Source organism: Desulfolithobacter dissulfuricans (assembly GCF_025998535.1).
Taxonomy (GTDB): domain Bacteria; phylum Desulfobacterota; class Desulfobulbia; order Desulfobulbales; family Desulfobulbaceae; genus Desulfolithobacter; species Desulfolithobacter dissulfuricans.
The window spans coordinates 842,098-863,144 of record NZ_AP024233.1; the positions used below are offsets into that span (position 1 = coordinate 842,098).

Consider the following 21,047-nt stretch of genomic DNA (forward strand, 5'->3'; position numbering starts at 1 on the left):
GAGTAACCTGAACAGTTGAGCGTACATTGCCCATTGGGATAGAAGGCGCTCTCATTTGGGTGAAGACCCGGGGATTCCAGGCAGAAGTGGAGGGATGGGGACGCAGGACAGGAGCATGGTTGACGTTTGGTACAGTCTGTATGACCGGATGCTGAGCAGGGACGCTCTGCACAAGGCGTTTGGGAAGGTGAGGTCTGCGAAGGGAGCTGCCGGAATAGACGGCCAGTCCATCAAGGACTTTGCCGCATCAGCCGAAGCCAACATCGACTGTCTCCTGAAGGAACTGTGGGAAAAGAGTTACCAGCCACTGGCCGTGCGCCGGGTAGAGATACCCAAGCCAACCGGAGGAGTTCGGTTGCTCGGTATTCCAGCAGTCCGTGACCGTGTAGTGCAGCAGGCACTGCTCGACATTCTCCAGCCGATATTCGATCGGGATTTCCACCCGTCGAGCTATGGCTATCGCCCAGGCCGCAGTTGTCATCAGGCGATATCCAAGGCGACGATGTTTATCCGTGACTACGATCGAAAGTGGGTAGTTGATATGGATCTGTCCAAATGCTTTGACACCTTGGACCATGATCTCATCCTCAGCGCCTTTCGTCGCCGGATCAGGGACGGGAGTATCCTCGGTCTCCTGGAGAAGTTTCTGAAGAGCGGTGTAATGACGGATTCGGGATTTACGGCTAGCGAGATCGGCAGTCCACAGGGCGGCGTGATCAGCCCTCTGATAGCCAATGTGTATCTCGATTCTTTTGATCAATTCATGAAGAATCGTGGCCACCGAATAGTCCGCTATGCGGACGATATCCTGATTCTGTGCCAATCAAAGAAAGCGGCCGAGAATGCTCTTGAGCAGGCACGGCACTATCTTGAAGGAGAATTGCTGCTGACTGTCAACCGTGAAAAGACCCATATCTGCCACAGCAGTCGGGGCGTAAACTTTCTGGGAGTATCCGTATGCTCTCAGTATACGCAAATCCAGCGAGGCAAGATTAAGTCTTTCAAGGCAAAGGTCAAGGCAATGACCCGGCGTAATTCCCCGGTGAATCTTGAGAAAGTGATTGCAGATCTCAATCCGCTCTTGAGGGGATTTGCCAACTACTTCCGGATAGCGAACTGCACAGGAGAATTTTCAAGGCTGATGAGATGGATTCGGAGAAGACTGCGAGCCATCCAGCTGAAATTGTGGAAGAAGCCCAATCGGCTTCACCGCAGGCTGAGGCAGCTTGGATACAGGGGGAAGTTTGATGCGATCAAAATGAACTCCTGGGCCAATGCGGCAAGTCCTTTGAGCCATTATGCCCTGCCCAACGGATATTTACACCGGGGCTTGGGTCTCTTTGATCTTGGTGCTGTATCTACTGGAATCTCTGTTTCAATATGAAGGAAAATAAACAGGAGCCGTATACGAGACCCGTACGTACGGTTCTGTGAGAGGGATGAGGCAAGCGTAATTAACTTGCCTCACCCTACTCGATTGTTCCATGGATAATACTGGTGAGCTCTGGCCGTGCGGGGTTAAATTTCCGAAAAATCGGAAATGTTTTTGGCAAAACCAGGGCGTCATGCTATGATATTGGAAAATTCTCCTAAAACATTACGATTCTCAGAATCCCAGGACAGCAAGCCTTCTGTGTCAAATACTGCAACAGAGCTGCAAAAGACCCGCGACGAGGTCAACCGTCTTGTTCATAACTGGCAGACATTGCTCGATGTTATGCCGGAGATGGTGTTCCTCGTGCGCGATGATTTTATCATCGAGTACATGAACCGCAGTGCCAAGGCCTGTTTCGGTGATCTCTGCTCCCGGTCCTGCTGTGATGACCTGCGCCAGATCTGTGCCGACTGCAGAATCTTTACGCCCGAGGAATCAGACGCTGCTTCCGCCACCACAGCGCATAAACTGACCGAGGCGGTGGTCAAGGGGATCTCTGTTGAATATTCGGCAGTGCCGTTTATCGGCTATACCGGGGAGCAGCTGATCATGATTGTCATGCGCGATATTTCCCAGCGCAAGCTTCATGAACAGGAGATCAGCGATTTCAATACCAATATTGAAAAGATTCTGGAGCAGAAGATTGCCGAACTCCAGGAGAGCGAAGAGCTCCGGCGCCGTCTCTCACGCCAGGTCAACAGTCTGAAAAACCAGTTGGGCTTTCATCACCGGGCCGACAAGATGGTTGGGTCAAGCAGGGCCATGCGTGAGCTGCGGGAGATGGTTCACCAGGTGGCCAGGTCCGATGCCACCATTCTGATCACCGGAGAGTCCGGAACCGGCAAGGAGCTGGTGGCCAATCTGATCAAGGAGACCAGTAACCGGGCAGACAAGCCTTTTCTGAAGATCAACTGCAACGCCATCAATGATTCCATCCTGGAGAGTGATCTGTTCGGGTACGAAAAAGGCGCCTTTACCGGGGCCACAAGCCGGAAAAAGGGTAAGTTCGAGATCGTCAACGGCGGGACCATCTTTCTCGACGAGATAGGGGATATCAGCTCCAGGATGCAGGCCTCTCTTCTGCGGGTCCTGCAGAACGGCGAGATTATCCGGGTGGGCGGCACCGAGCCTGTCAAGGTGGATGTCCGGGTGATCGCCGCCACCAATGTCGACCTGGCCAAGGCGGTGCAGGAGAAAAAATTCCGCCTGGATCTCTATTACCGGCTCAACATCATCAATATCGACATCCCGCCGCTGCGGGAACGCAAGGAAGATATCGTCGAGCTGGTATCTCATTTTGTCAATCATTACCGGGAGGCCTTCAAGAAGGATATCGATTTCGTCCCCAAGTCGATCATCAACCGGTTGCTGCTGCATGACTGGCCCGGTAATGTGCGTGAGCTGGAAAACCTGATCCAGCGGGCCGTGCTCATGGCCAAGGGCAAGATGATCACCGAGCAGGACCTGTTCTTTGATCAGAATAAGTTCGGTATAGATGGGGAAAACCGCAGCCTCGACGTCCAGAGCCGGATCGGTGTCCTGCCGCTGAAGGGTATCCTGGCCGAATTTGAGCGCGAAGTCATCGAGCAGGCCCTGCGCAAGTTCAAGGGCAATGTCTCCCGGGCCGCGACCGAGCTCAAAGTGGGCAAGACCGCCCTGTACGACAAGATGAAACGTTATAATATCTCCGCCAAGGCGATCAAGAAAGGAGTCGCCTGATTCCAGTCCCTTCTCACTTCTTTCTTACCTTTGAGCCGTTTTCCCTGTAATTTTCTATCGTTTCCTGGTTTGTTTTTTGCATGGCATTGAGGTTATAGTATATTTCTGCGTCTTCTGGCCTCCTGCTGAAAAATAAACCCAGAGAGAGAAACGACTGAACATGGCAACCCACGCGCAAAATCCGAGCTGTGAAAAGGTGTGTCCCCACTGGTCCCCTGCATCGAGGAGCTGCCTGCTCAGTCGTGGTGGCCTGTACCTGCCGGTCTCGGCCCACGTGGCGACCTACTGCCGGACCGAAAACTATCTCTCCTGTCCCCAGTTTGTCAGTGGCGGGCTGGTTGCGGAATCTGCAGCCGATGACTCGGTCGGTACCGGGGCGGAGAGGAGAATGTATGTCCGTGTTCCTGGACGTTTTGTGCTGCGTATTGCCCGTCATGCCGATGGTGATTCAGTGGACCGGATCATCGATGATTCCGCCTCCACCGTGGATATCAGCCTGGGGGGGCTCAGGGTGGAGAGCTACCGGGAACTGCCTGTGGACAGTCTGGTGACCTTTTCGCTCAATGGCGATTTTTCCAGCGAGCCGGTCAAGGGAGTCGGCCGGGTTGCCTGGTGCCGGTCCCTGGAGCAGGCTCCTCTTTACCACGCTGGCCTGGCCTTTGAAGACGTCCGCCTGGCCTCCATGCTGGAGAAGCGTCTGGGGTTGGTCCCGTTCTGATTCCGTTTTTCCGGAAATCTGGATCTTGTATATCTTGTTGATATTTCATTATATTTTCTTTATTTTTCCGTAACTTCTATCTGTTTTTCTTTCTTTCCGTCTGGTTTTTCCGAAAAAAAAATCGGGTTCTGGTCCCGGCCAGCCTCTTTTTTCTCTCCACAGGCTTCCTGGTTGTGGCCAGTTTCTTTTCGATGCCTTTTTGTCTGATCTGAGACGAGTGGATGTTCAGGTTGTTTTTTATGTGTTATCAGTTGGTTGTGGAGGTGGTGGTTTCCAGGGTTTCTGTGCATGATTCTTTCTGGATGGATATGGCATGCTCCGTGCATTTCAGTGGTAAACCATGTTGCCTGAAAGCTGGATTGTATTGAGCAAATTTTAAAGGAGGGAAATTCTGATGAAAAAAATGTTTTTGACAAGCGCGGTGCTCGCCATCGCAGGGGTAGGTCTGGTGGCTGGGAGTGCGATGGCATTGGGATTTAGCTCTACCGGTTATGTTGATCCCAATTATAATGATTCCTGGGATAGTACTTCTTTGACAGGAACGGCACTGTTCGAATTTTATATCGATGAAACCTGGCCACAGGTTAACAGAGTAACAATCGAACTTGATGATGACATTTTTACCGGTATAACGGCCTCTGATTTTACAGTACTAAATCCTTCCGGCTGGACAACGAGTGTCTATACAGGAACCAGTGGCAACGTATTTGATGTGAGTCTGGCAGGGGTACTGGCCACCTCAACAAACGATCCCATCCAGATAACGTTTGATTATACGCTTCTTGACGAAGACATGTATGATAACGCTTCTGAAGGAGTTCCAGGAGGTTGGGACTGGGATGAAGGACAGGCCTGGGGGTTGGCTTACACATTAGACTACGGTTTCTATACACCTCACCCTTTGACAGGAAGTCCTGTCTTTGTAGCCCTGGACACTTCTGGAGGTTCCACTGCCCCTGTCCCCGAACCGGCCACCATGCTGCTCTTTGGTACCGGTCTGGCCGGACTGGCCGGAGTTGTTCGCAAGAAGCGCAAAAACAGCTGATTCTGTCCTGTCTGATGGCCGTTGGGCCGTCATCTCAGGGAAAAACCGCCGCTGGCAGAGATGCCCGGCGGTTTTTTTTTAGTTTGCCCGGCATGGCGGGCAAACCCAGCCTGTGTTAAGCAGGCGTCACCCTGACCAGGGGGAAGACAATCCGAATCGTAAGGGCGTTGCTGGTAACGGCAGGGTCTGAAGGAAGCGATAGGAAGTGAGCGGCACATAGCGCAAGCGAACCTGATTCGGCGTATCAGGAGGGTAAGCGTCCTAAATAGCGCGAAGCCCGATACCTGGTCAGTCCTGATACGTGATTGAGGATGTGGTCGCTCACAGGGAGTTCGCCTTAACCGGGGAAGCCTTGCACTGTTTCCGCATTAAGCGGAAAAAGAGAAGCACAAGGAGAAATCCAAGGCGGATCGAAGCGGTGTGAGGTGGCAGATGATTCCGTAGTAGTGATGAAATTCCGGCCTGTGAAGCCTGGTAACAGTGTGGAGGATAAAACCGGGATGACCCAACGGCCTGGTTCGTTGGGGGCAGTTATGAGCCAAAAGCCATATCTGTTGCGAAGGGATGAAGTTTATTTGAAGGTTTTCCGGAATCTATGGACACCTGGCAGACTGAACACAAGCCGTCCGACGGGACGGGGCACGCTATCGGCGGTATGCCGTGACAGGTCCTCTGCCGATTTTGGCCGTTCATCGGAGTAGATGGGAGTGTTGATCGTATATTGCCCATGAGGATAGAAAGCGGTCGCGCCCATTGAAGAACCGAAGTCTCCACGTGGAAATAGAGGAAGGGAAACGCAGGACAGGAGCATGGTTGACGTCTGGTACAGCCTATATGATCGAATGCTGAGCCGGGAGAACCTGGTCAAGGCATTCTACAAGGTGAAATCCTCGAAAGGAGCTGCCGGTATAGACGGCCAGTCCATCGATGATTTTGCCGGATCACTTGCGACCAATATCGATCATCTCCTGACGGAACTGCAGGACAAGAGCTACCAGCCGCTGGCCGTGCGACGGGTGGAGATCCCGAAGCCGAACGGCGGGAAACGGCTACTCGGCATACCTGCAGTCCGTGACCGTGTGGTACAGCAGGCCCTGCTGGATATACTTCAACCAATATTTGACCGCGATTTCCATCCGTCGAGCTACGGCTACCGTCCTGGTCGGAGTTGTCACCAGGCAATCAGCAAAGCCACGATGTTCATCCGGACGTACGAGCGGAAATGGGTAGTGGACATGGATCTGTCGAAATGCTTCGACACGTTGAACCATGACCTGATCCTTGCCTCGTTCCGTCGCCGGGTCAGCGATGGAAGTATTCTTGGTCTGCTGGAGAAGTTTTTGAAAAGCGGTGTTCTGACAGGAGATGGTTGGCAGGCCAGCGAGGTCGGCAGTCCGCAGGGCGGAGTTATCAGCCCGTTGATTGCCAACGTATACCTTGATTCCTTCGATCAGTTTATGAAGAATCGTGGCCACCGCATCGTCCGCTATGCGGACGACATCCTGATCCTGTGCCAGTCAAAGAGCGCAGCCGAAAATGCACTGAACCAGGCCAGTCGTTATCTTGAAGAAGAACTGCTGTTGACCGTCAACCAGGAAAAGACCCATATAAGCCACAGCCTCAAAGGGATTAAATTTCTTGGAGTTTGTATCCACTCCGTGATGACCCGAATACAGCGAGGCAAGGTGAGGGCCTTCAAGGCAAAGGTCAAGGCGATGACCCGGCGTAACTCCCCGGTGAACCTTGAGAAGGTGATAGCCGACCTCAACCGGTTGCTGAGGGGTTTTGCCAACTACTTTCGGATAGCGAACTGCAAGGGTGAGTTTTCTCGGCTGATGAGGTGGATCAGAAGACGGCTGCGTGCTGTTCAGTTGAAGCTGTGGAAAAAGCCGTGCAGGCTACACCGCAGACTGAGACAGCTGGGCTATAGAGGAGAGTTCAAAAGTATCAAGATGAACTCCTGGGCCAATGCAGCAAGTCCACTGAGCCATTATGCCCTTCCCAACAGCTGCCTGCATGGGGAAATGGGGCTCTTTGACCTCGCATCTGTACAGACCGGAATTTCTGTTTCAGTATGAAGGAAAAATAAACAGGAGCCGTATACGAGGCCCGTACGTACGGTTCTGTGAGAGGGATGAGGCAAGCTTAATTACCTTGCCTCACCCTACTCGATTTGCCTTTTAAGCCTGGACAGAGCAATCTGCCCTGCAGCTTGTGCTTGACAGTATCCTGAATCCGTGACGGAAAAAGTACTGTTTTGGGTTAGCTGCCTTGAATTTCAATCAAAATGAAGAGATTATATTGGGTTTTCCAATGCACCCATTTATAATGGAGCCGCCCTTCGGGAGCTGGACTTTCACCGCATCCGCTGCGTCATCAACCCATTGATAGAGCGTCACTCTAATCAATGGGCCTCTTCCTTGCGCCTGCGGCGAAATTCCAGCTTCACGGATTCAGGAGTATCGGATAACCGCGGGAGTATTCCTGCCCGAGGATACCAGCCCCCTGTGTCTGGTCCTTTTTTCTTCGCGTCCTTCGTGAGTTATGAATTCCATGTTCCGTCTCATCTTCTCACCCCGCATGCTGGTCTCCTTCCTCATGGGTTTTTCCTGCGGGGTGCCGCTGCTGCTGACCCTGTCGGTGCTCCAGGCCTGGATGCGGGAAGAGGGAGTGGATCTTTCAGTCATCGGCCTGTTCTCCCTGGTCGGGCTTCCCTATACCCTGAAATTTCTCTGGTCGCCGATCCTGGACCGGTTCACCCTGCCGCTCTTTGGCCGCCGCCGGGGCTGGCTCCTGCTGTTCCAGATTCTGCTCATGGCAGCCATTGCCGGCCTGGGCATGACCCGGCCGGCCGTTCATCCCTGGATGGTGGCCGTGGCCGCTCTGCTGGTCACCTTTTTTTCCGCCTCCCAGGATATCGTGGTCGATGCCTTTCGGCGTGAAGACCTGAGTGACAACGAACTTGGCCTGGGGTCTTCCCTGTACGTAAACGGCTACCGGGTCGGGATGCTGGTCGCCGGCAGCGGCGGCTTGATCCTGGCCGATCATTTCACCTTCCACCAGGTCTATCTCTTCATGGCGCTTTGTCTCCTGCCCGGGGTGCTGACAACGCTGCTCTGTCGGGAACCCGAGGTGGCCGAGGGGACACCGACCACCTTCCGGGAAGCGGTTGTCCAGCCCTTTGTCGAGTATTTTCAGCGTGACGGGGCCCTGCTTATTCTGCTCTTCATTCTCCTCTACAAGATCGGCGACCAGATGGCCTCGACCATGACCACGCCCTTTTATCTCGATGTGGGCTTTACCAAGACCCAGATCGGCGCGGTGGCCAAACTGTTCGGCTTCTGGGCCACCATCATCGGCGGCCTGGTGGGCGGGGTTATTCTCCTGCGCCTGGGTATTGTCCGCTCGCTGTGGATTTTCGGTATCCTCCAGGCGGTCTCCACGGCCGGTTTTTCGTTACTGGCCTTTCTCGGTCCCAGCCTGGCCGGGCTGGCGGCGGTCATCGGCTTTGAAAATCTCACCGGCGGCATGGGCACCGCCGCCTACGTAGCCTACATGGCCTCGCTGACAAACAAAAAATTCACCGCCACCCAGTATGCCCTGCTGTCCTCGCTCATGGGCATCCCCCGGGTGCTGGCCTCGGCACCCACGGGCTTCATGGCCGATTCCATGGGCTGGGCCTTCTATTTTTTCTTCTGTGCCCTGATCGCCGTGCCGGGCCTGCTGCTGCTGCGTTTTGCCGGTCCCCTGGCAGCCGGGACGCAATGATCCTTTCGTTTAGGGCCCACTATTGGTATATATACTCCATTGGCGAAAGGGGAAATATTGTCCTGTACCTGGCAGGTTGTCCCCGGTCGAGCACGTTATGATATTTTTGACCCGGCAAATCGCCTCCCCGCCCGGTCACCGGATCGGGGGCTCAGACGAACAATCAGCAATACTGAACTCATAACCCACAACACCCCATCATGCCTGTTAAGATATACAACACCCTGACCCGGAAAAAAGAAGAACTCCGCCCCCTGGAAGAGGGCCATGTCAAACTCTATGTCTGCGGTATTACCTCGTATGATTACTGCCATATCGGTCATGCCCGCTCGGCCCTAGTTTTCGACATGGTGGTACGCTATCTTCGCTACCGGGGCTACCGTGTTACCTTTGTTCGCAACTTTACCGACATCGATGACAAGATCATCCGCCGGGCCGCCGAGCAGGGGGTGGAGGCGAGCGATCTGGCCCAGCGTTTTATCGATGAATTTTACACGGACATGGACCATCTGGGTGTGCTTCGTCCCGATATCGAGCCTCGGGCGACCGAGCATATCCCGGAAATGATCGCGCTGATCGAGGAACTGATCGAGCGCGGCCTGGCCTATGCCTCTGGCGGTGACGTCTATTTCCGGGTTGGACGGTTTCCGGACTATGGACAGCTTTCGGGCCGCAGCCTGGAGGATATGCAGGCCGGGGCCCGGATCGAGGTCAATGATCAGAAAGAACATCCCATGGATTTCGTTCTCTGGAAGGCCAGCAAACCCGGGGAGCCGAAATGGGACAGCCCCTGGGGCGAGGGGAGGCCGGGGTGGCATATCGAGTGCTCTGCCATGAGCCGCAAGTATCTGGGCGAGACCTTTGATATCCACGGCGGCGGCAAGGATCTCATCTTTCCCCATCATGAGAATGAGATCGCCCAGTCCATGGGCGCCACGGGCAAGCCTTTTGCCAACCTCTGGATGCACCACGGTTTTGTGACCATCAAGGATGAGAAGATGTCCAAGTCCCTTGGCAACTTCCTTACCATCCGCGATGTGCTCGCGGCCTATGCGCCCGAGGTCCTGCGGCTGTTCATTTTTTCGACCCAGTACCGCAATCCCCTGGATTTCACCGAGGCTGCCATGCGCGACGCCGAATCGGGCCTGGCCCGGATGTACGAATGCCTGGCCCGGATCAACGCCCTGGCCGATGGATCGCCGGAGGCAGAAACGGTTATCGGTAAAAAGGATCGGCAGAAACTGGCCTCCCTGCGGCAGCGGTTTGAATATGCCATGGATAATGATTTCAATACCGCCCAGGCCGTGGGCTTGCTCTTCGACGCGGTGAAGACGCTCAACAAGATTACCCGGGCGTTGCCGGCCAGCCCGGCCGAGGACGATGTTGCGACCCTGCGCCGGGCAGCAGCGGACCTGCGTGAACTGGGCGGGATCCTGGGGCTGCTGGGACAGGATCCGGCGGACTACGTGGCGGCCAGGAAACAGGCCTTGCTGGACAAGCTGGATATATCGGATGAGGAAATCGAAGAACTCATTGCCCGGCGGAGCGAGGCCCGTAAAAATCGGGACTGGGCCACCAGTGACGCCATCCGGGACAAACTGCTCGGCCACGGGATCGAACTCCAGGACAGCCAGGATGGCACCACCTGGGATGTAACTCTCTGATGGCGTCGTAAAAACTTCGATCTACTGCGTCGTGTGTCCCAGGGCGACTCTCGACATACTATATGTATAGTCGAGATCCGCCCTGGAGCACTACTCCTCGGAGTCTACGCTTACCTGTATCTCTGTGTTTTTACTTAGCCATCTTTGAAAAAGAAACTGACTTTTTACGAGTTTATACTCTCTAAGTACCCGTTTTTTGTTTCGGTCCTCGACAGGGTCCACTTCGATGGTTATATAATTTTTCAGAGTACCGTCATGTCGCGCGGATACCCTGGAATTTACCGGATCCATCAAGGGAAAGGAGGAGAGGTATGACACGGATGCCTGCTGTTGCCGACCAGTTTTATCCCGGAGATCCGGTGGCGCTGCGCCGGACCCTGGACGAGCTGATTCCATCGGTCAGGGAAAAAACCGGAGCACTGGCCGTTATTTCGCCCCATGCGGGCTATGTGTATTCCGGGGCTGTGGCCGGGGCGACCTTTGCCCGGGTGAACATACCCCGGACCGCGGTTATCCTGGGGCCGAATCATCACGGCCGGGGCGAACCGCTGGCCCTCGGGGTGACGGACTGGAGCATGCCGCTGGGTCCGGTGCCTGTCGAGCGCCAGCTGGCGGTTTCCATCCTGCGTCGTTCCGAGGTGATTGTCGATGACGATATCGCCCACCGCTACGAGCACTCCCTGGAAGTTCAGGTCCCGTTCCTGCAGTACTTCCGGGAAGATCTCAGTATCGTGCCCATCTGTGCCTCCCATGTTTCCTACGCTGTCTGCGAGCAGGCGGCCCGTGACCTGGCCCTGGGTATCCGGGATTTCGGAGAGCCGGTCCTGCTGGTGGCCAGCACCGACATGACCCACTATGAGCCGCGGGAGAGTGCGAGCCGCAAGGACAGTGTGGCCCTGCAACGGATCCTGGCCCTGGATCCCGCAGGGCTCTACGAGACCGTGCTCGCCAATCGGATCTCCATGTGCGGGGTTATTCCCACCACCATTGTCCTGCTCACCGCCATCGAACTGGGGGCAAGCCGGGTCGAGCTGGTCCGGTATACCGATTCCGGAGAGGTCAGCGGCGATACCTCCCAGGTCGTGGGCTATGCGGGGCTGGTGATCCGCTGAGTTGGCCGGCAATCAACACCGTAAAGTGGTTGTTCGGTAAAGGACAGGGGGTGGCTGGTGTCCCGTTGCGCCGGCGCACCATGTGGCCGGCCTGACAGCGCAGCCACAGGCTCTGGAAAAAATGAGCGCTGTATCAGGGTAAAGATATCAGGACCGGTGAATTTTGCTTGACATCGGGAGCCAATAACTCTATTTTCTTGTCCACCTTCCCGGCGAGCTGGGGGATGGTCTAAGGGTAAGACGGCAGACTCTGACTCTGCTTATCGGGGTTCGAATCCCTGTCCCCCAGCCAGTTTTTTCTCCATATCTGTTTTTCTTTTTTCCCCTGAAGATGCTCCTTGCTGAAGCAACTGTGCTGTTTGCCGCGTCCGGCCTCGTTCAGCGTAGTGGTCGTACTGTTCCCGCGTAAGACCTCACAGGCCCCCCATCTTTGAGCGGTCGCGTCTGTCCGCATAGAGGGGGGGCTATAGCGGCCAGCCACGACTACTCAAATATGAGGCGCCTGAGAGGTCTTACATTATTTCCCTTGAAATATCAGTCTGGTGCGAACCCTGTGATGGGTTACGGCTTTATGCACCGTCAGGAACGGGTAACAGAAGAAAAAGAAAAAAAGAATAAAAAAAGGGACCCGAACACCTGTCCGGGTCCCTTTTAGTTTGCCCGGCATGGCGGGCAAACCCAGCCTGTGTTAAGCAGGCGTCACCCTGACCAGGGGGAAGACAATCCGAATCGTAAGGGCGTTGCTGGTAACGGCAGGGTCTGAAGGAAGCGATAGGAAGTGAGCGGCACATAGCGCAAGCGAACCTGATTCGGCGTATCAGGAGGGTAAGCGTCCTAAATAGCGCGAAGCCCGATACCTGGTCAGTCCTGATACGTGATTGAGGATGTGGTCGCTCACAGGGAGTTCGCCTTAACCGGGGAAGCCTTGCACTGTTTCCGCATTAAGCGGAAAAAGAGAAGCACAAGGAGAAATCCAAGGCGGATCGAAGCGGTGTGAGGTGGCAGATGATTCCGTAGTAGTGATGAAATTCCGGCCTGTGAAGCCTGGTAACAGTGTGGAGGATAAAACCGGGATGACCCAACGGCCTGGTTCGTTGGGGGCAGTTATGAGCCAAAAGCCATATCTGTTGCGAAGGGATGAAGTTTATTTGAAGGTTTTCCGGAATCTATGGACACCTGGCAGACTGAACACAAGCCGTCCGACGGGACGGGGCACGCTATCGGCGGTATGCCGTGACAGGTCCTCTGCCGATTTTGGCCGTTCATCGGAGTAGATGGGAGTGTTGATCGTATATTGCCCATGAGGATAGAAAGCGGTCGCGCCCATTGAAGAACCGAAGTCTCCACGTGGAAATAGAGGAAGGGAAACGCAGGACAGGAGCATGGTTGACGTCTGGTACAGCCTATATGATCGAATGCTGAGCCGGGAGAACCTGGTCAAGGCATTCTACAAGGTGAAATCCTCGAAAGGAGCTGCCGGTATAGACGGCCAGTCCATCGATGATTTTGCCGGATCACTTGCGACCAATATCGATCATCTCCTGACGGAACTGCAGGACAAGAGCTACCAGCCGCTGGCCGTGCGACGGGTGGAGATCCCGAAGCCGAACGGCGGGAAACGGCTACTCGGCATACCTGCAGTCCGTGACCGTGTGGTACAGCAGGCCCTGCTGGATATACTTCAACCAATATTTGACCGCGATTTCCATCCGTCGAGCTACGGCTACCGTCCTGGTCGGAGTTGTCACCAGGCAATCAGCAAAGCCACGATGTTCATCCGGACGTACGAGCGGAAATGGGTAGTGGACATGGATCTGTCGAAATGCTTCGACACGTTGAACCATGACCTGATCCTTGCCTCGTTCCGTCGCCGGGTCAGCGATGGAAGTATTCTTGGTCTGCTGGAGAAGTTTTTGAAAAGCGGTGTTCTGACAGGAGATGGTTGGCAGGCCAGCGAGGTCGGCAGTCCGCAGGGCGGAGTTATCAGCCCGTTGATTGCCAACGTATACCTTGATTCCTTCGATCAGTTTATGAAGAATCGTGGCCACCGCATCGTCCGCTATGCGGACGACATCCTGATCCTGTGCCAGTCAAAGAGCGCAGCCGAAAATGCACTGAACCAGGCCAGTCGTTATCTTGAAGAAGAACTGCTGTTGACCGTCAACCAGGAAAAGACCCATATAAGCCACAGCCTCAAAGGGATTAAATTTCTTGGAGTTTGTATCCACTCCGTGATGACCCGAATACAGCGAGGCAAGGTGAGGGCCTTCAAGGCAAAGGTCAAGGCGATGACCCGGCGTAACTCCCCGGTGAACCTTGAGAAGGTGATAGCCGACCTCAACCGGTTGCTGAGGGGTTTTGCCAACTACTTTCGGATAGCGAACTGCAAGGGTGAGTTTTCTCGGCTGATGAGGTGGATCAGAAGACGGCTGCGTGCTGTTCAGTTGAAGCTGTGGAAAAAGCCGTGCAGGCTACACCGCAGACTGAGACAGCTGGGCTATAGAGGAGAGTTCAAAAGTATCAAGATGAACTCCTGGGCCAATGCAGCAAGTCCACTGAGCCATTATGCCCTTCCCAACAGCTGCCTGCATGGGGAAATGGGGCTCTTTGACCTCGCATCTGTACAGACCGGAATTTCTGTTTCAGTATGAAGGAAAAATAAACAGGAGCCGTATACGAGGCCCGTACGTACGGTTCTGTGAGAGGGATGAGGCAAGCTTAATTACCTTGCCTCACCCTACTCGATTTTTTCATGGTGGGCGAGGCGGGATTCGAACCCGCGGCCTCTGGCTTCGGAGGCCAGCACTCTATCCAGCTGAGCTACCCGCCCATACAGTCTGACTGTCTGTCAAGACGGGGCCTACCTTACTTGGTCGCCTGTTTTTTTTCAACCTAAATCCTGCAGTCGTCATGCGGTCAGGCCGCATCACTGTTCGTGCACCGAGAACGACGAAACAGGTGCAGATACAAGGAGGCGAGCCGGTTTCGGCGCAGGCGTACTGTTGGTACGTCGAGCACGAAACCGGTGAAGTCGACGCCGTAGATGTGCCTGTTTCGACGTTCGAATGCCGGACAGCTGCAGGGTTTAGGTTCAAGAGTTCTTTGTGTCCAGTGACTCCATGTATTCGTCCCATTCCACCGGCAGGGAGTTTTTTTTACGGATATTGCACTCCTTGCAGCAGGGAACAAGGTTATCCTTGGTGGAACGACCACCCCGGGACAGGGGGATTATGTGATCCATGGTCAGGTTTTTGAACCCCACCTTGCGGCGACAGTAATAACAGGTTCCAGAGCTGGTCTTCTGCTGCCACCACCTGGTCTTGCGCAGGCTGCGTGCTTTATTCCGCTCTGCCCGGATAACGGCCTCGTCAATGCCGTCAAGTCCATAGAAATCCATTTTTTGTCCTGTCGGTCCTTAAAAAAATTTTTCTGATTACCATCAATCTTCAGCATTGAAACCGGTGTCGACCTCTCCCGTTTCACGGGACGCCATAAACCCGTCCCTGGGGGCTTGACTGTGGCCATCCAGGCCACAGACACCCGTGAAACGGGTGAGGCCGACACCTTCAGGTATCGGTGGCTGAATTTCAGTGGTAATCACAAAAATTTTTCACTCTGCGCTGTACTGTTTATATTTGTAACTCATCACAGGGTACACACCAGGCTGAAATCGTAAAGGAAAAATGCAAGTCGTCTCAGGCGCTCGATCTTCCGTCCCGAATCTGATACCTGCAGCTTTCCTAGTGCCTGTCCAGAAATGGTATTTTCGCCCGATTTCTGCGTCGCTACGAAAAATAAAAATGCTCACATATGACTGATATGCTGCGCTTTTTATTTTTCTATGCTCCTTGAACTCGAACAAAAATCCTCATTTCTGGACAGGCACTTCCTAAGGACATAACTCTCCCAGGAGAATCCTCCGGGCAGCACCGACCAGGTAGAGGGAGCCACCAATGCAGATCAGCTCCCCCGGGCCTGCCAGTTCCATGGCCATGTCCAGGGCCTCTGCAACCGATTCGGCTGACCGTGTTTTATCACGCATTTCCGGGGGCAGGGCATCGGCCAGCTGCTCGGAGGTGGCCGAGCGTTCGCTTTCAGGCCGGGTGAAGATAATGGTCCGGGCCAGCGGGGCGATAACCTCCAGTGTCTGGCCAAGATCCTTATCTGCCATGGCGCCCCACACAAGAATGAGGCCGCAGTGGGAGAATTCCTCGTCCAGGGCCTGACGCAGCGCCTCCACACCGGCCGGATTATGGGCTCCATCGAGAAGGAAATGATGGGCGCCCTCCGGGACCGGGCCGGAAAGGAAGATTCTGCCGTCCCGGTGGCGCCAGAATTCCTCCAACCGACCGGGCCAGCGGGTGGCTGCCAGGCCGGCGCGGATATGTTCGTCCCGGACGTTAAACCCGTTCTTCCCAAGCAGCTGGATTGTAGCCAGGGCCATGGCCGCGTTGTCGACCTGGTAACCGCCTTTCATGGCCAGCGGTAGATCATCCAGCTGCGTCCCGTCCGGGCCGAGGTATTGCCATCTGCGGCTTCGTCGGTCGGTCAGCCGGCCATGGAAATCACGGCCGGCGAGGTACAGGGGAGCTGATCTGGCGTTGCAGGTCTCCTCCATCACCGCCAGCGGTTCCCTGTCTGCGACACCGCAGACCACCGGAATTCCCTGCTTGATGATGCCGGCCTTTTCCCGGGCCACCTGGGTCAGGGTGGTGCCCAGGTACTGTTCATGGTCCATGGAGACATTGGTGATCACCGAGACCAGCGGCGTGACCACGTTGGTGGCATCGAGCCGGCCGCCCATGCCCACCTCGAGGATGGCCAGATCCACCCTCTGCTCGGCGAACCAGCCCAGGGCCAGGGCAGTGGTGAACTCGAAATAGGTGATCTGGCTACCGTCGAGGACATCCCTGATCCGGGTGGCCTGGCGGGCAAATTCCTGTTCGCTTATGAACCGGTCGCCGATGCGGAACCGTTCGCGCACGCAGCTTAAGTGGGGTGAGGTGTAGAAGCCTACCCTGTACCCTGCCCGGGTGAGGATGGTGGTCAGGGTGGCCCCCACCGAGCCCTTGCCGTTGGTGCCGCCGATGTGGATGCAGGCAAGTTCCTGCTGCGGGTTGTCCAGCCGGTCCAGGAAGTCGTGCATGGCATCCAGGCCCAATTTTATCTTGAAAAACTGCAGCTGGTCCAGGAAGGTCCAGGCGTCGTTGTAGTTCATGGTCGGTTTTAAGGTTTTGTGATTACCATCAATCTTCAGCATTGAAACCGGTGTCGGGCCTCGCTTGTTTCACGGGACGCCATAAACCCGTCCCTGGGGGCTTGACTGTGGCCATCCAGGCCACAGACACCCGTGCAACAAGCAAGCCCCGACACCTTCATCCATCGAAGGCTGAATTTTAGTGGTAATCAGATAAGGTTTTTCTCTCTACAGCTTGGGGTCCAGTTTGGCGTAATCAAGATGGAGGATTTTGTCACCGTGGCGGTCAAAGGAAACCTCCACCCGCCTGGGGCCGGGGATATCCTTGATCCGGCCCTGGCCAAAGAAGGGGTGCTGGACCACCATACCCACCTCGAACTTGACCGGGCCGCCTGCTTTCCTGCCGGCCGGTCGTGCCGGGGGAATCGGCGTGCTCTCCATGGTGTGTCGTCGGGGTGATGTTTCCCTGTTGTCGTAGAGTCCCGGCTCTATCTCCCGCAGAAAAGGTGACATACCGGTCCGGGTCATTTTGCGGTCCGGGGTGACCAGCTCCCTGGGATAGGTGAGAAAGAGCTGTTTTCTGGCCCGGGTGGCGGCCACGTACAGGAGCCGCCGCTCCTCCTCCCAGGCCTCGCCCGGGACCGCGCTCTGGTGCGGGAAACGTCCCTGGGCCAGGCCCATCACAAAGACCACGTCCCATTCCAGTCCCTTGGCCGAGTGAATGGTGGAGAGGACCAGCCGGTCCTGGATCTCGCTGCCGGCTGACGACGACGCGGATTCGGGCGGGTCCAGGGTAGTGTCATCGACAAAGGATCGCAGATCACCGTAGCCGCTGATAAGCACCTTGACCTGGTCGAGTTCCTTGCGTCGTTTGGGATAGTCATCGTAATAGATCTTTTCAAAAATCGGCTCATAATATTCCATGACCAGGTCAAACTGGCCACCCGGGCTCAGGTCCGGCCGCCGCAGCTCGGAAAAAAGTCGGGTGAGCCGCTCAAATCCTGCCTGCCAGCCCCGGGCCGGCCTGTACCTGGTCAGGGCCTCGATGGGATCGTCGGCCTGTTTGATGGTGGCCAGTATCTTCTGGGCTGTTTTGGGCCCCACCTTGTCCAGCTGGAGAAGTATACGGTTCCAGGAGAGATGATCCCACGGGTTGACCACCACCCTGAGGAAGGAGAGCGCATCCTTGATATGGGACGATTCAGTCAGCTTGAGGCCGCCCCGTTTTTCATATTCCACCATGGAGGAGGTCAGCTCCATTTCCAGCTTGTAAGAGTGAAAACCGGAACGGAACAGGACCGCGATTTCGCTGATATCGGTACCACCTGCGGTTAACTCCCGGATGGTCTGGACAATGAAACGGGCCTCGCTGCTTTCATTGCGGGCCCCGAAGACCACCGGTCGGGTTCCGCCCTCCCGGGAGGTGAACAGCTCCTTGGTGAATTTCTGCTGCGCTTTTTCGATGATGGCGTTGGTCAGGGAGAGGATGGGCTGGGTGGAGCGATAGTTCTCTTCCAGCTTGATGATCCGGGTGCCGGGAAACTGTTCGGGAAAGCGCATGATGTTGTAGAAATCAGCACCGCGGAAACTGTAGATGGACTGGGCATCGTCGCCCACCACCATGACATTGTCATGCTCCGTGGCCAGGAGCCGGACGATTTCGGCCTGGATCAAATTGGTGTCCTGGTATTCATCGACCAGGATGTGCTGAAAACGGCTGCAGATTTCATGGCGGGCCTCCTCGGACTCGGCCAGCAGTCGCTGCCAGTTGACCAGCAGGTCATCGTAATCCATGAGCCCGTGGTCGAGCTTGAACTGGGCGTAATGCCGGCGAATGGTATGGATATCCTCGACAAACTCCGAGAGATGGATGTACTGCTCAAAGATCAGGTCCTCGATGGGGATGGCCCTGTTGATGGAGCCGGAGAGGATGTTCATGATCACCCGTTTGGAGGGGAACCGTTTACCGGCTCCGGCCAGACCCAGGGAGGATTTGAGCAGGTTGATGATCCCCTCCCCGTCGCCCCGGTCGATGATGGTGAACCCGGAACCGAACCCCAGGTGGTGACCGTATCGGCGCAGCAGCATGTTGGCGGTGGCATGGAAGGTGCCACCCATGATGCGCTGACAGGACTGACCGGTGAGCTGGCCGGCCCGCCACATCATCTCCTCGGCTGCCCGGCGGGTAAAGGTCAGCAGGAGAATGGATTCAGGCTCCACACCCTGCCGGATCAGGTGGGCCATGCGGTAGACCAGGGTTCGGGTCTTGCCCGAGCCGGCACCGGCAATGACCAGTACCGGGCCCTCGCCATGGGTCACGGCGGCAAACTGGGCCTCGTTGAGTACCTCCCTGCTGATGACCGATGCAGGGTCAGGGGAACATGGGCTACCGGGATCTGGAAAGAGTTCACGCTGCATGGCCACGGTTGTACCATAGGGCGTCCCGCCCTGCAATGGTTGTTGACACCTGCCGGGTCACGGTGTAGATTTGCTGCCAAAACGGAGGGATACCACCATCTACTTATGCTATAAGGCGGGAGAGAGACATGATGGATACAGCGAAACTGGAGGCTATCTTTACCGAGGATACCCTGACTGAGCTCTTCGGACCCGAACGGACCAATGATTTTTTCGAGGCCCTGTTCGGTGATGCGGAGGAGGGGGCCTATGATATCAGGCTCAGCTACGTGGGCTATGATCCGGGAACCAATACCCTGCGTTTTTACCTGGACCTGCATGAGCGTCCCGGCTGCTGCCTGGCCTGCAACCTGACCTATGGCCTGCCGGAGGTCTTTTCCCGGCATCCGATCATTAATATCAAGGGGCTGGTGGAGGAGATAGAGAAAAAACTGGCCGGAGAGGCACGTTGCGAGAGCTGGAAACTCGGCACCACGGTGCAGCAGAGCCGAAGCCTCCACTCCATTCCCCTGGAGATCAAACTGCAGACAGCCTGAACTGGTGTCAACCGGGGAAAAGGTCCGCCATTCCGAGGTCACGGGAACGGGGCGGTTCTGGGGTGCAGTTCATTACTGCCCGGGGGCTGTCCCTGGTTCCGCCCGGAGGAAACCAGGCGGCGTCGCCCGAAGCCGTGGATAGTTCTGCTCAGGCCCGGGCCACCCGGGAACGACCGGCCGCCTTGGCCTGGTAGAGCATGTCGTCGGCCTTGTCCAGCCATTCTTCGCGGTCCATGCCAGGCTCCCACTGCATGAGGCCGATACTGACCCCGAGTTTGTGGTCACCGGCAGGGATCTGCAGCTGGGCCACCGCCCGGCAGAGGCGCTGGCTCAGCTGCCTGGCCGATTCGATATCCGTATCCGAGAGCACCAGGAGGAATTCATCTCCCCCCATGCGGGCCAGCAGGTCGGTGGCGCGGATCTCTTTTTGCAGAACCGCGGCCACCTGCTGCAGGACCCGGTCCCCCATGAGATGGCCCATGGAGTCGTTGACTTCCTTGAAATGGTCCAGGTCCAGGGCCGCCAGGGTCAGGGGATGGTTGTGACGGCGGGCCCTCTCCATGATGCACTCAATTCGTTCCTCGAAAACCAGCCGGTTCGGGAGCCCGGTCAGGGCATCCTTGCGGGCCTGTTCAAATATCTTCTCATAGTCCAGGGTCCGTTTCAACGGCTCGGCCAGGATGGTCAGGGACTCGTTGATCAGCTCGATCTCTTCGTTGCCGATGCGGTTGTCCTTGCGCAGCAGAACCAGCAGGCTCTTGCAGTCCGGGGTGGAAAAGCCCCAGGTGTGGGCAAAAAAGTTATCGACCAGCAGGCAACCCCGGGTCTCAGTGTCCCGGGAGGTCAGGAGTCGTTCGGCGATGTCAATAACCTGACGCCGGTCCGGGCCATGGCTGGAACAGAACATGTGCATCCGCTGCCGGGTGAGGTTATGGTAGCCGATCAGCTCGTGGGGAACATACTGGGCCAGCCAGATGGAGTAGGCCTCGATCATGGAGGTCAGGTCCAGGATTCCGGCGATATGTCCATACAACTCATTGACCTTGCGAAGTCTTTCCGACTGTTTCCGGTAATGGCTCAGTTCACTGAGAAGTTCTTCCACCTGGGTCGCTCCGGTCTGATCAAATTTTTCCATATTCTGCTCGGGCATGGGGTGTTCCTGTTTCCGCGTTGCTGGAGTGTCTGCCAGTAAAACGTCTGCTGTGCCCAAAACTATGCCAACCGCGTGCCAGAGTCTGGCTATTTTTTGTTATATGCTGTTATGTCAACATATTGAGGGCATTTGCTCTGGGTGTCAAGCGGGGTGCGGAAGGTTTTTGTCTGGTGTCGTGTCAAAAGAATGACGCTTGCGCGTCCGGATCCGGAGCTGGAGGAAAAATGAGCCGTCCCTTGTGGAAACCTGTGCTTCGCGGTAGAGAAGACAGGGTGAGAGACT

General features: G+C 55.9%; 15 protein-coding genes and 2 tRNA genes. 11 read left to right on the top strand and 6 right to left on the bottom strand.

From position 1 onward, the window contains the following. The first annotated feature begins 115 nt into the window (after positions 1 to 115). From ltrA (GF1_RS03545) to GF1_RS03555, 3 genes are all read left to right on the top strand, one after another. Positions 116 to 1,384 carry a group II intron reverse transcriptase/maturase gene (gene ltrA / locus GF1_RS03545; RefSeq protein ID WP_267926583.1) on the top strand — a complete coding sequence of 423 codons (1,269 nt, stop codon included), beginning with the start codon at positions 116 to 118 and terminating at the stop codon, positions 1,382 to 1,384. 249 nt (positions 1,385 to 1,633) lie between these two features. After that, positions 1,634 to 3,154 (top strand): sigma-54 interaction domain-containing protein, encoded by a 1,521-nt coding sequence (locus GF1_RS03550; RefSeq protein WP_267928243.1) that lies wholly within the window; start codon positions 1,634 to 1,636, stop codon positions 3,152 to 3,154. A gap of 160 nt (positions 3,155 to 3,314) precedes the next feature. Continuing rightward, positions 3,315 to 3,872 carry a PilZ domain-containing protein gene (locus GF1_RS03555; protein WP_267928244.1) on the top strand — a complete coding sequence of 186 codons (558 nt, stop codon included), beginning with the start codon at positions 3,315 to 3,317 and terminating at the stop codon, positions 3,870 to 3,872. A 59-nt stretch (positions 3,873 to 3,931) separates the two neighbouring features. Here the strand turns inward: GF1_RS03555 and GF1_RS03560 are convergent, their stop codons facing one another. Continuing rightward, entirely contained in the window at positions 3,932 to 4,162 is a 231-nt protein-coding gene (locus GF1_RS03560; RefSeq protein WP_267928245.1) for a hypothetical protein, read from the bottom strand. Positions 4,163 to 4,266: 104 nt separating this feature from the next. Here GF1_RS03560 and GF1_RS03565 point away from each other — a divergent pair, with 104 nt between their 5' ends. From GF1_RS03565 to ltrA (GF1_RS03595), 7 genes are all read left to right on the top strand, one after another. After that, positions 4,267 to 4,917 carry a PEP-CTERM sorting domain-containing protein gene (locus tag GF1_RS03565; RefSeq protein WP_267928246.1) on the top strand — a complete coding sequence of 217 codons (651 nt, stop codon included), beginning with the start codon at positions 4,267 to 4,269 and terminating at the stop codon, positions 4,915 to 4,917. 809 nt (positions 4,918 to 5,726) lie between these two features. After that, entirely contained in the window at positions 5,727 to 6,995 is a 1,269-nt protein-coding gene (gene ltrA / locus GF1_RS03570; RefSeq protein ID WP_267926063.1) for a group II intron reverse transcriptase/maturase, read from the top strand. A 466-nt stretch (positions 6,996 to 7,461) separates the two neighbouring features. Beyond that, positions 7,462 to 8,685 (top strand): AmpG family muropeptide MFS transporter, encoded by a 1,224-nt coding sequence (locus GF1_RS03575; RefSeq protein ID WP_267928247.1) that lies wholly within the window; start codon positions 7,462 to 7,464, stop codon positions 8,683 to 8,685. 200 nt (positions 8,686 to 8,885) lie between these two features. Further along, a complete protein-coding gene (gene cysS, locus GF1_RS03580; protein ID WP_267928248.1) occupies positions 8,886 to 10,349 on the top strand; it encodes a cysteine--tRNA ligase in 1,464 nt (487 codons plus the stop codon). A gap of 311 nt (positions 10,350 to 10,660) precedes the next feature. Beyond that, positions 10,661 to 11,461 carry an AmmeMemoRadiSam system protein B gene (amrB, locus tag GF1_RS03585; RefSeq protein ID WP_267928249.1) on the top strand — a complete coding sequence of 267 codons (801 nt, stop codon included), beginning with the start codon at positions 10,661 to 10,663 and terminating at the stop codon, positions 11,459 to 11,461. 218 nt (positions 11,462 to 11,679) lie between these two features. Next, positions 11,680 to 11,753, top strand: a tRNA-Gln gene (locus GF1_RS03590). 1,090 nt (positions 11,754 to 12,843) lie between these two features. After that, positions 12,844 to 14,112: a group II intron reverse transcriptase/maturase gene (ltrA, locus tag GF1_RS03595; RefSeq protein WP_267926063.1), complete on the top strand. Its 1,269-nt coding sequence runs from the start codon at positions 12,844 to 12,846 to the stop codon at positions 14,110 to 14,112. Between the two features lie 102 nt (positions 14,113 to 14,214). Here the strand turns inward: ltrA (GF1_RS03595) and GF1_RS03600 are convergent. From GF1_RS03600 to GF1_RS03615, 4 genes are all read right to left on the bottom strand, one after another. Beyond that, a tRNA-Arg gene (locus GF1_RS03600) sits at positions 14,215 to 14,291 on the bottom strand. A 261-nt stretch (positions 14,292 to 14,552) separates the two neighbouring features. Then, positions 14,553 to 14,858 carry an HNH endonuclease gene (locus GF1_RS03605; RefSeq protein WP_267928250.1) on the bottom strand — a complete coding sequence of 102 codons (306 nt, stop codon included), beginning with the start codon at positions 14,856 to 14,858 and terminating at the stop codon, positions 14,553 to 14,555. Positions 14,859 to 15,350: 492 nt separating this feature from the next. Continuing rightward, complete coding sequence (locus tag GF1_RS03610; protein ID WP_267928251.1) at positions 15,351 to 16,721, bottom strand: bifunctional folylpolyglutamate synthase/dihydrofolate synthase; 1,371 nt, start codon at positions 16,719 to 16,721, stop codon at positions 15,351 to 15,353. A gap of 165 nt (positions 16,722 to 16,886) precedes the next feature. After that, positions 16,887 to 19,112: an ATP-dependent helicase gene (locus GF1_RS03615; RefSeq protein WP_267928252.1), complete on the bottom strand. Its 2,226-nt coding sequence runs from the start codon at positions 19,110 to 19,112 to the stop codon at positions 16,887 to 16,889. A 95-nt stretch (positions 19,113 to 19,207) separates the two neighbouring features. Here GF1_RS03615 and GF1_RS03620 point away from each other — a divergent pair, with 95 nt between their 5' ends. Beyond that, complete coding sequence (locus tag GF1_RS03620) at positions 19,208 to 19,612, top strand: pancreas/duodenum homeobox protein 1 (RefSeq protein WP_267929101.1); 405 nt, start codon at positions 19,208 to 19,210, stop codon at positions 19,610 to 19,612. A 148-nt stretch (positions 19,613 to 19,760) separates the two neighbouring features. On the opposite strand, the gene GF1_RS03625 is transcribed toward GF1_RS03620, so the two are convergent. Then, positions 19,761 to 20,762, bottom strand: coding sequence for a GGDEF domain-containing protein (locus GF1_RS03625; RefSeq protein WP_267928253.1), 1,002 nt, complete (start codon positions 20,760 to 20,762; stop codon positions 19,761 to 19,763). Positions 20,763 to 21,047: the final 285 nt, after the last annotated feature.

Coding starts and splice junctions, on each gene's coding strand:
- ltrA (WP_267926583.1), top strand. CDS start 116: ATGGTTGACGTTTGGTACAGTCTGTATGACCGGATGCTGAGCAGGGAC.
- amrB (WP_267928249.1), top strand. CDS start 10,661: ATGACACGGATGCCTGCTGTTGCCGACCAGTTTTATCCCGGAGATCCG.
- GF1_RS03575 (WP_267928247.1), top strand. CDS start 7,462: ATGAATTCCATGTTCCGTCTCATCTTCTCACCCCGCATGCTGGTCTCC.
- GF1_RS03565 (WP_267928246.1), top strand. CDS start 4,267: ATGAAAAAAATGTTTTTGACAAGCGCGGTGCTCGCCATCGCAGGGGTA.
- GF1_RS03620 (WP_267929101.1), top strand. CDS start 19,208: ATGGATACAGCGAAACTGGAGGCTATCTTTACCGAGGATACCCTGACT.
- GF1_RS03560 (WP_267928245.1), bottom strand. CDS start 4,162: ATGCACAGAAACCCTGGAAACCACCACCTCCACAACCAACTGATAACA.
- cysS (WP_267928248.1), top strand. CDS start 8,886: ATGCCTGTTAAGATATACAACACCCTGACCCGGAAAAAAGAAGAACTC.
- ltrA (WP_267926063.1), top strand. CDS start 5,727: ATGGTTGACGTCTGGTACAGCCTATATGATCGAATGCTGAGCCGGGAG.
- GF1_RS03610 (WP_267928251.1), bottom strand. CDS start 16,721: ATGCTGAAGATTGATGGTAATCACAAAACCTTAAAACCGACCATGAAC.
- GF1_RS03605 (WP_267928250.1), bottom strand. CDS start 14,858: ATGGATTTCTATGGACTTGACGGCATTGACGAGGCCGTTATCCGGGCA.
- ltrA (WP_267926063.1), top strand. CDS start 12,844: ATGGTTGACGTCTGGTACAGCCTATATGATCGAATGCTGAGCCGGGAG.
- GF1_RS03555 (WP_267928244.1), top strand. CDS start 3,315: ATGGCAACCCACGCGCAAAATCCGAGCTGTGAAAAGGTGTGTCCCCAC.
- GF1_RS03625 (WP_267928253.1), bottom strand. CDS start 20,762: ATGCCCGAGCAGAATATGGAAAAATTTGATCAGACCGGAGCGACCCAG.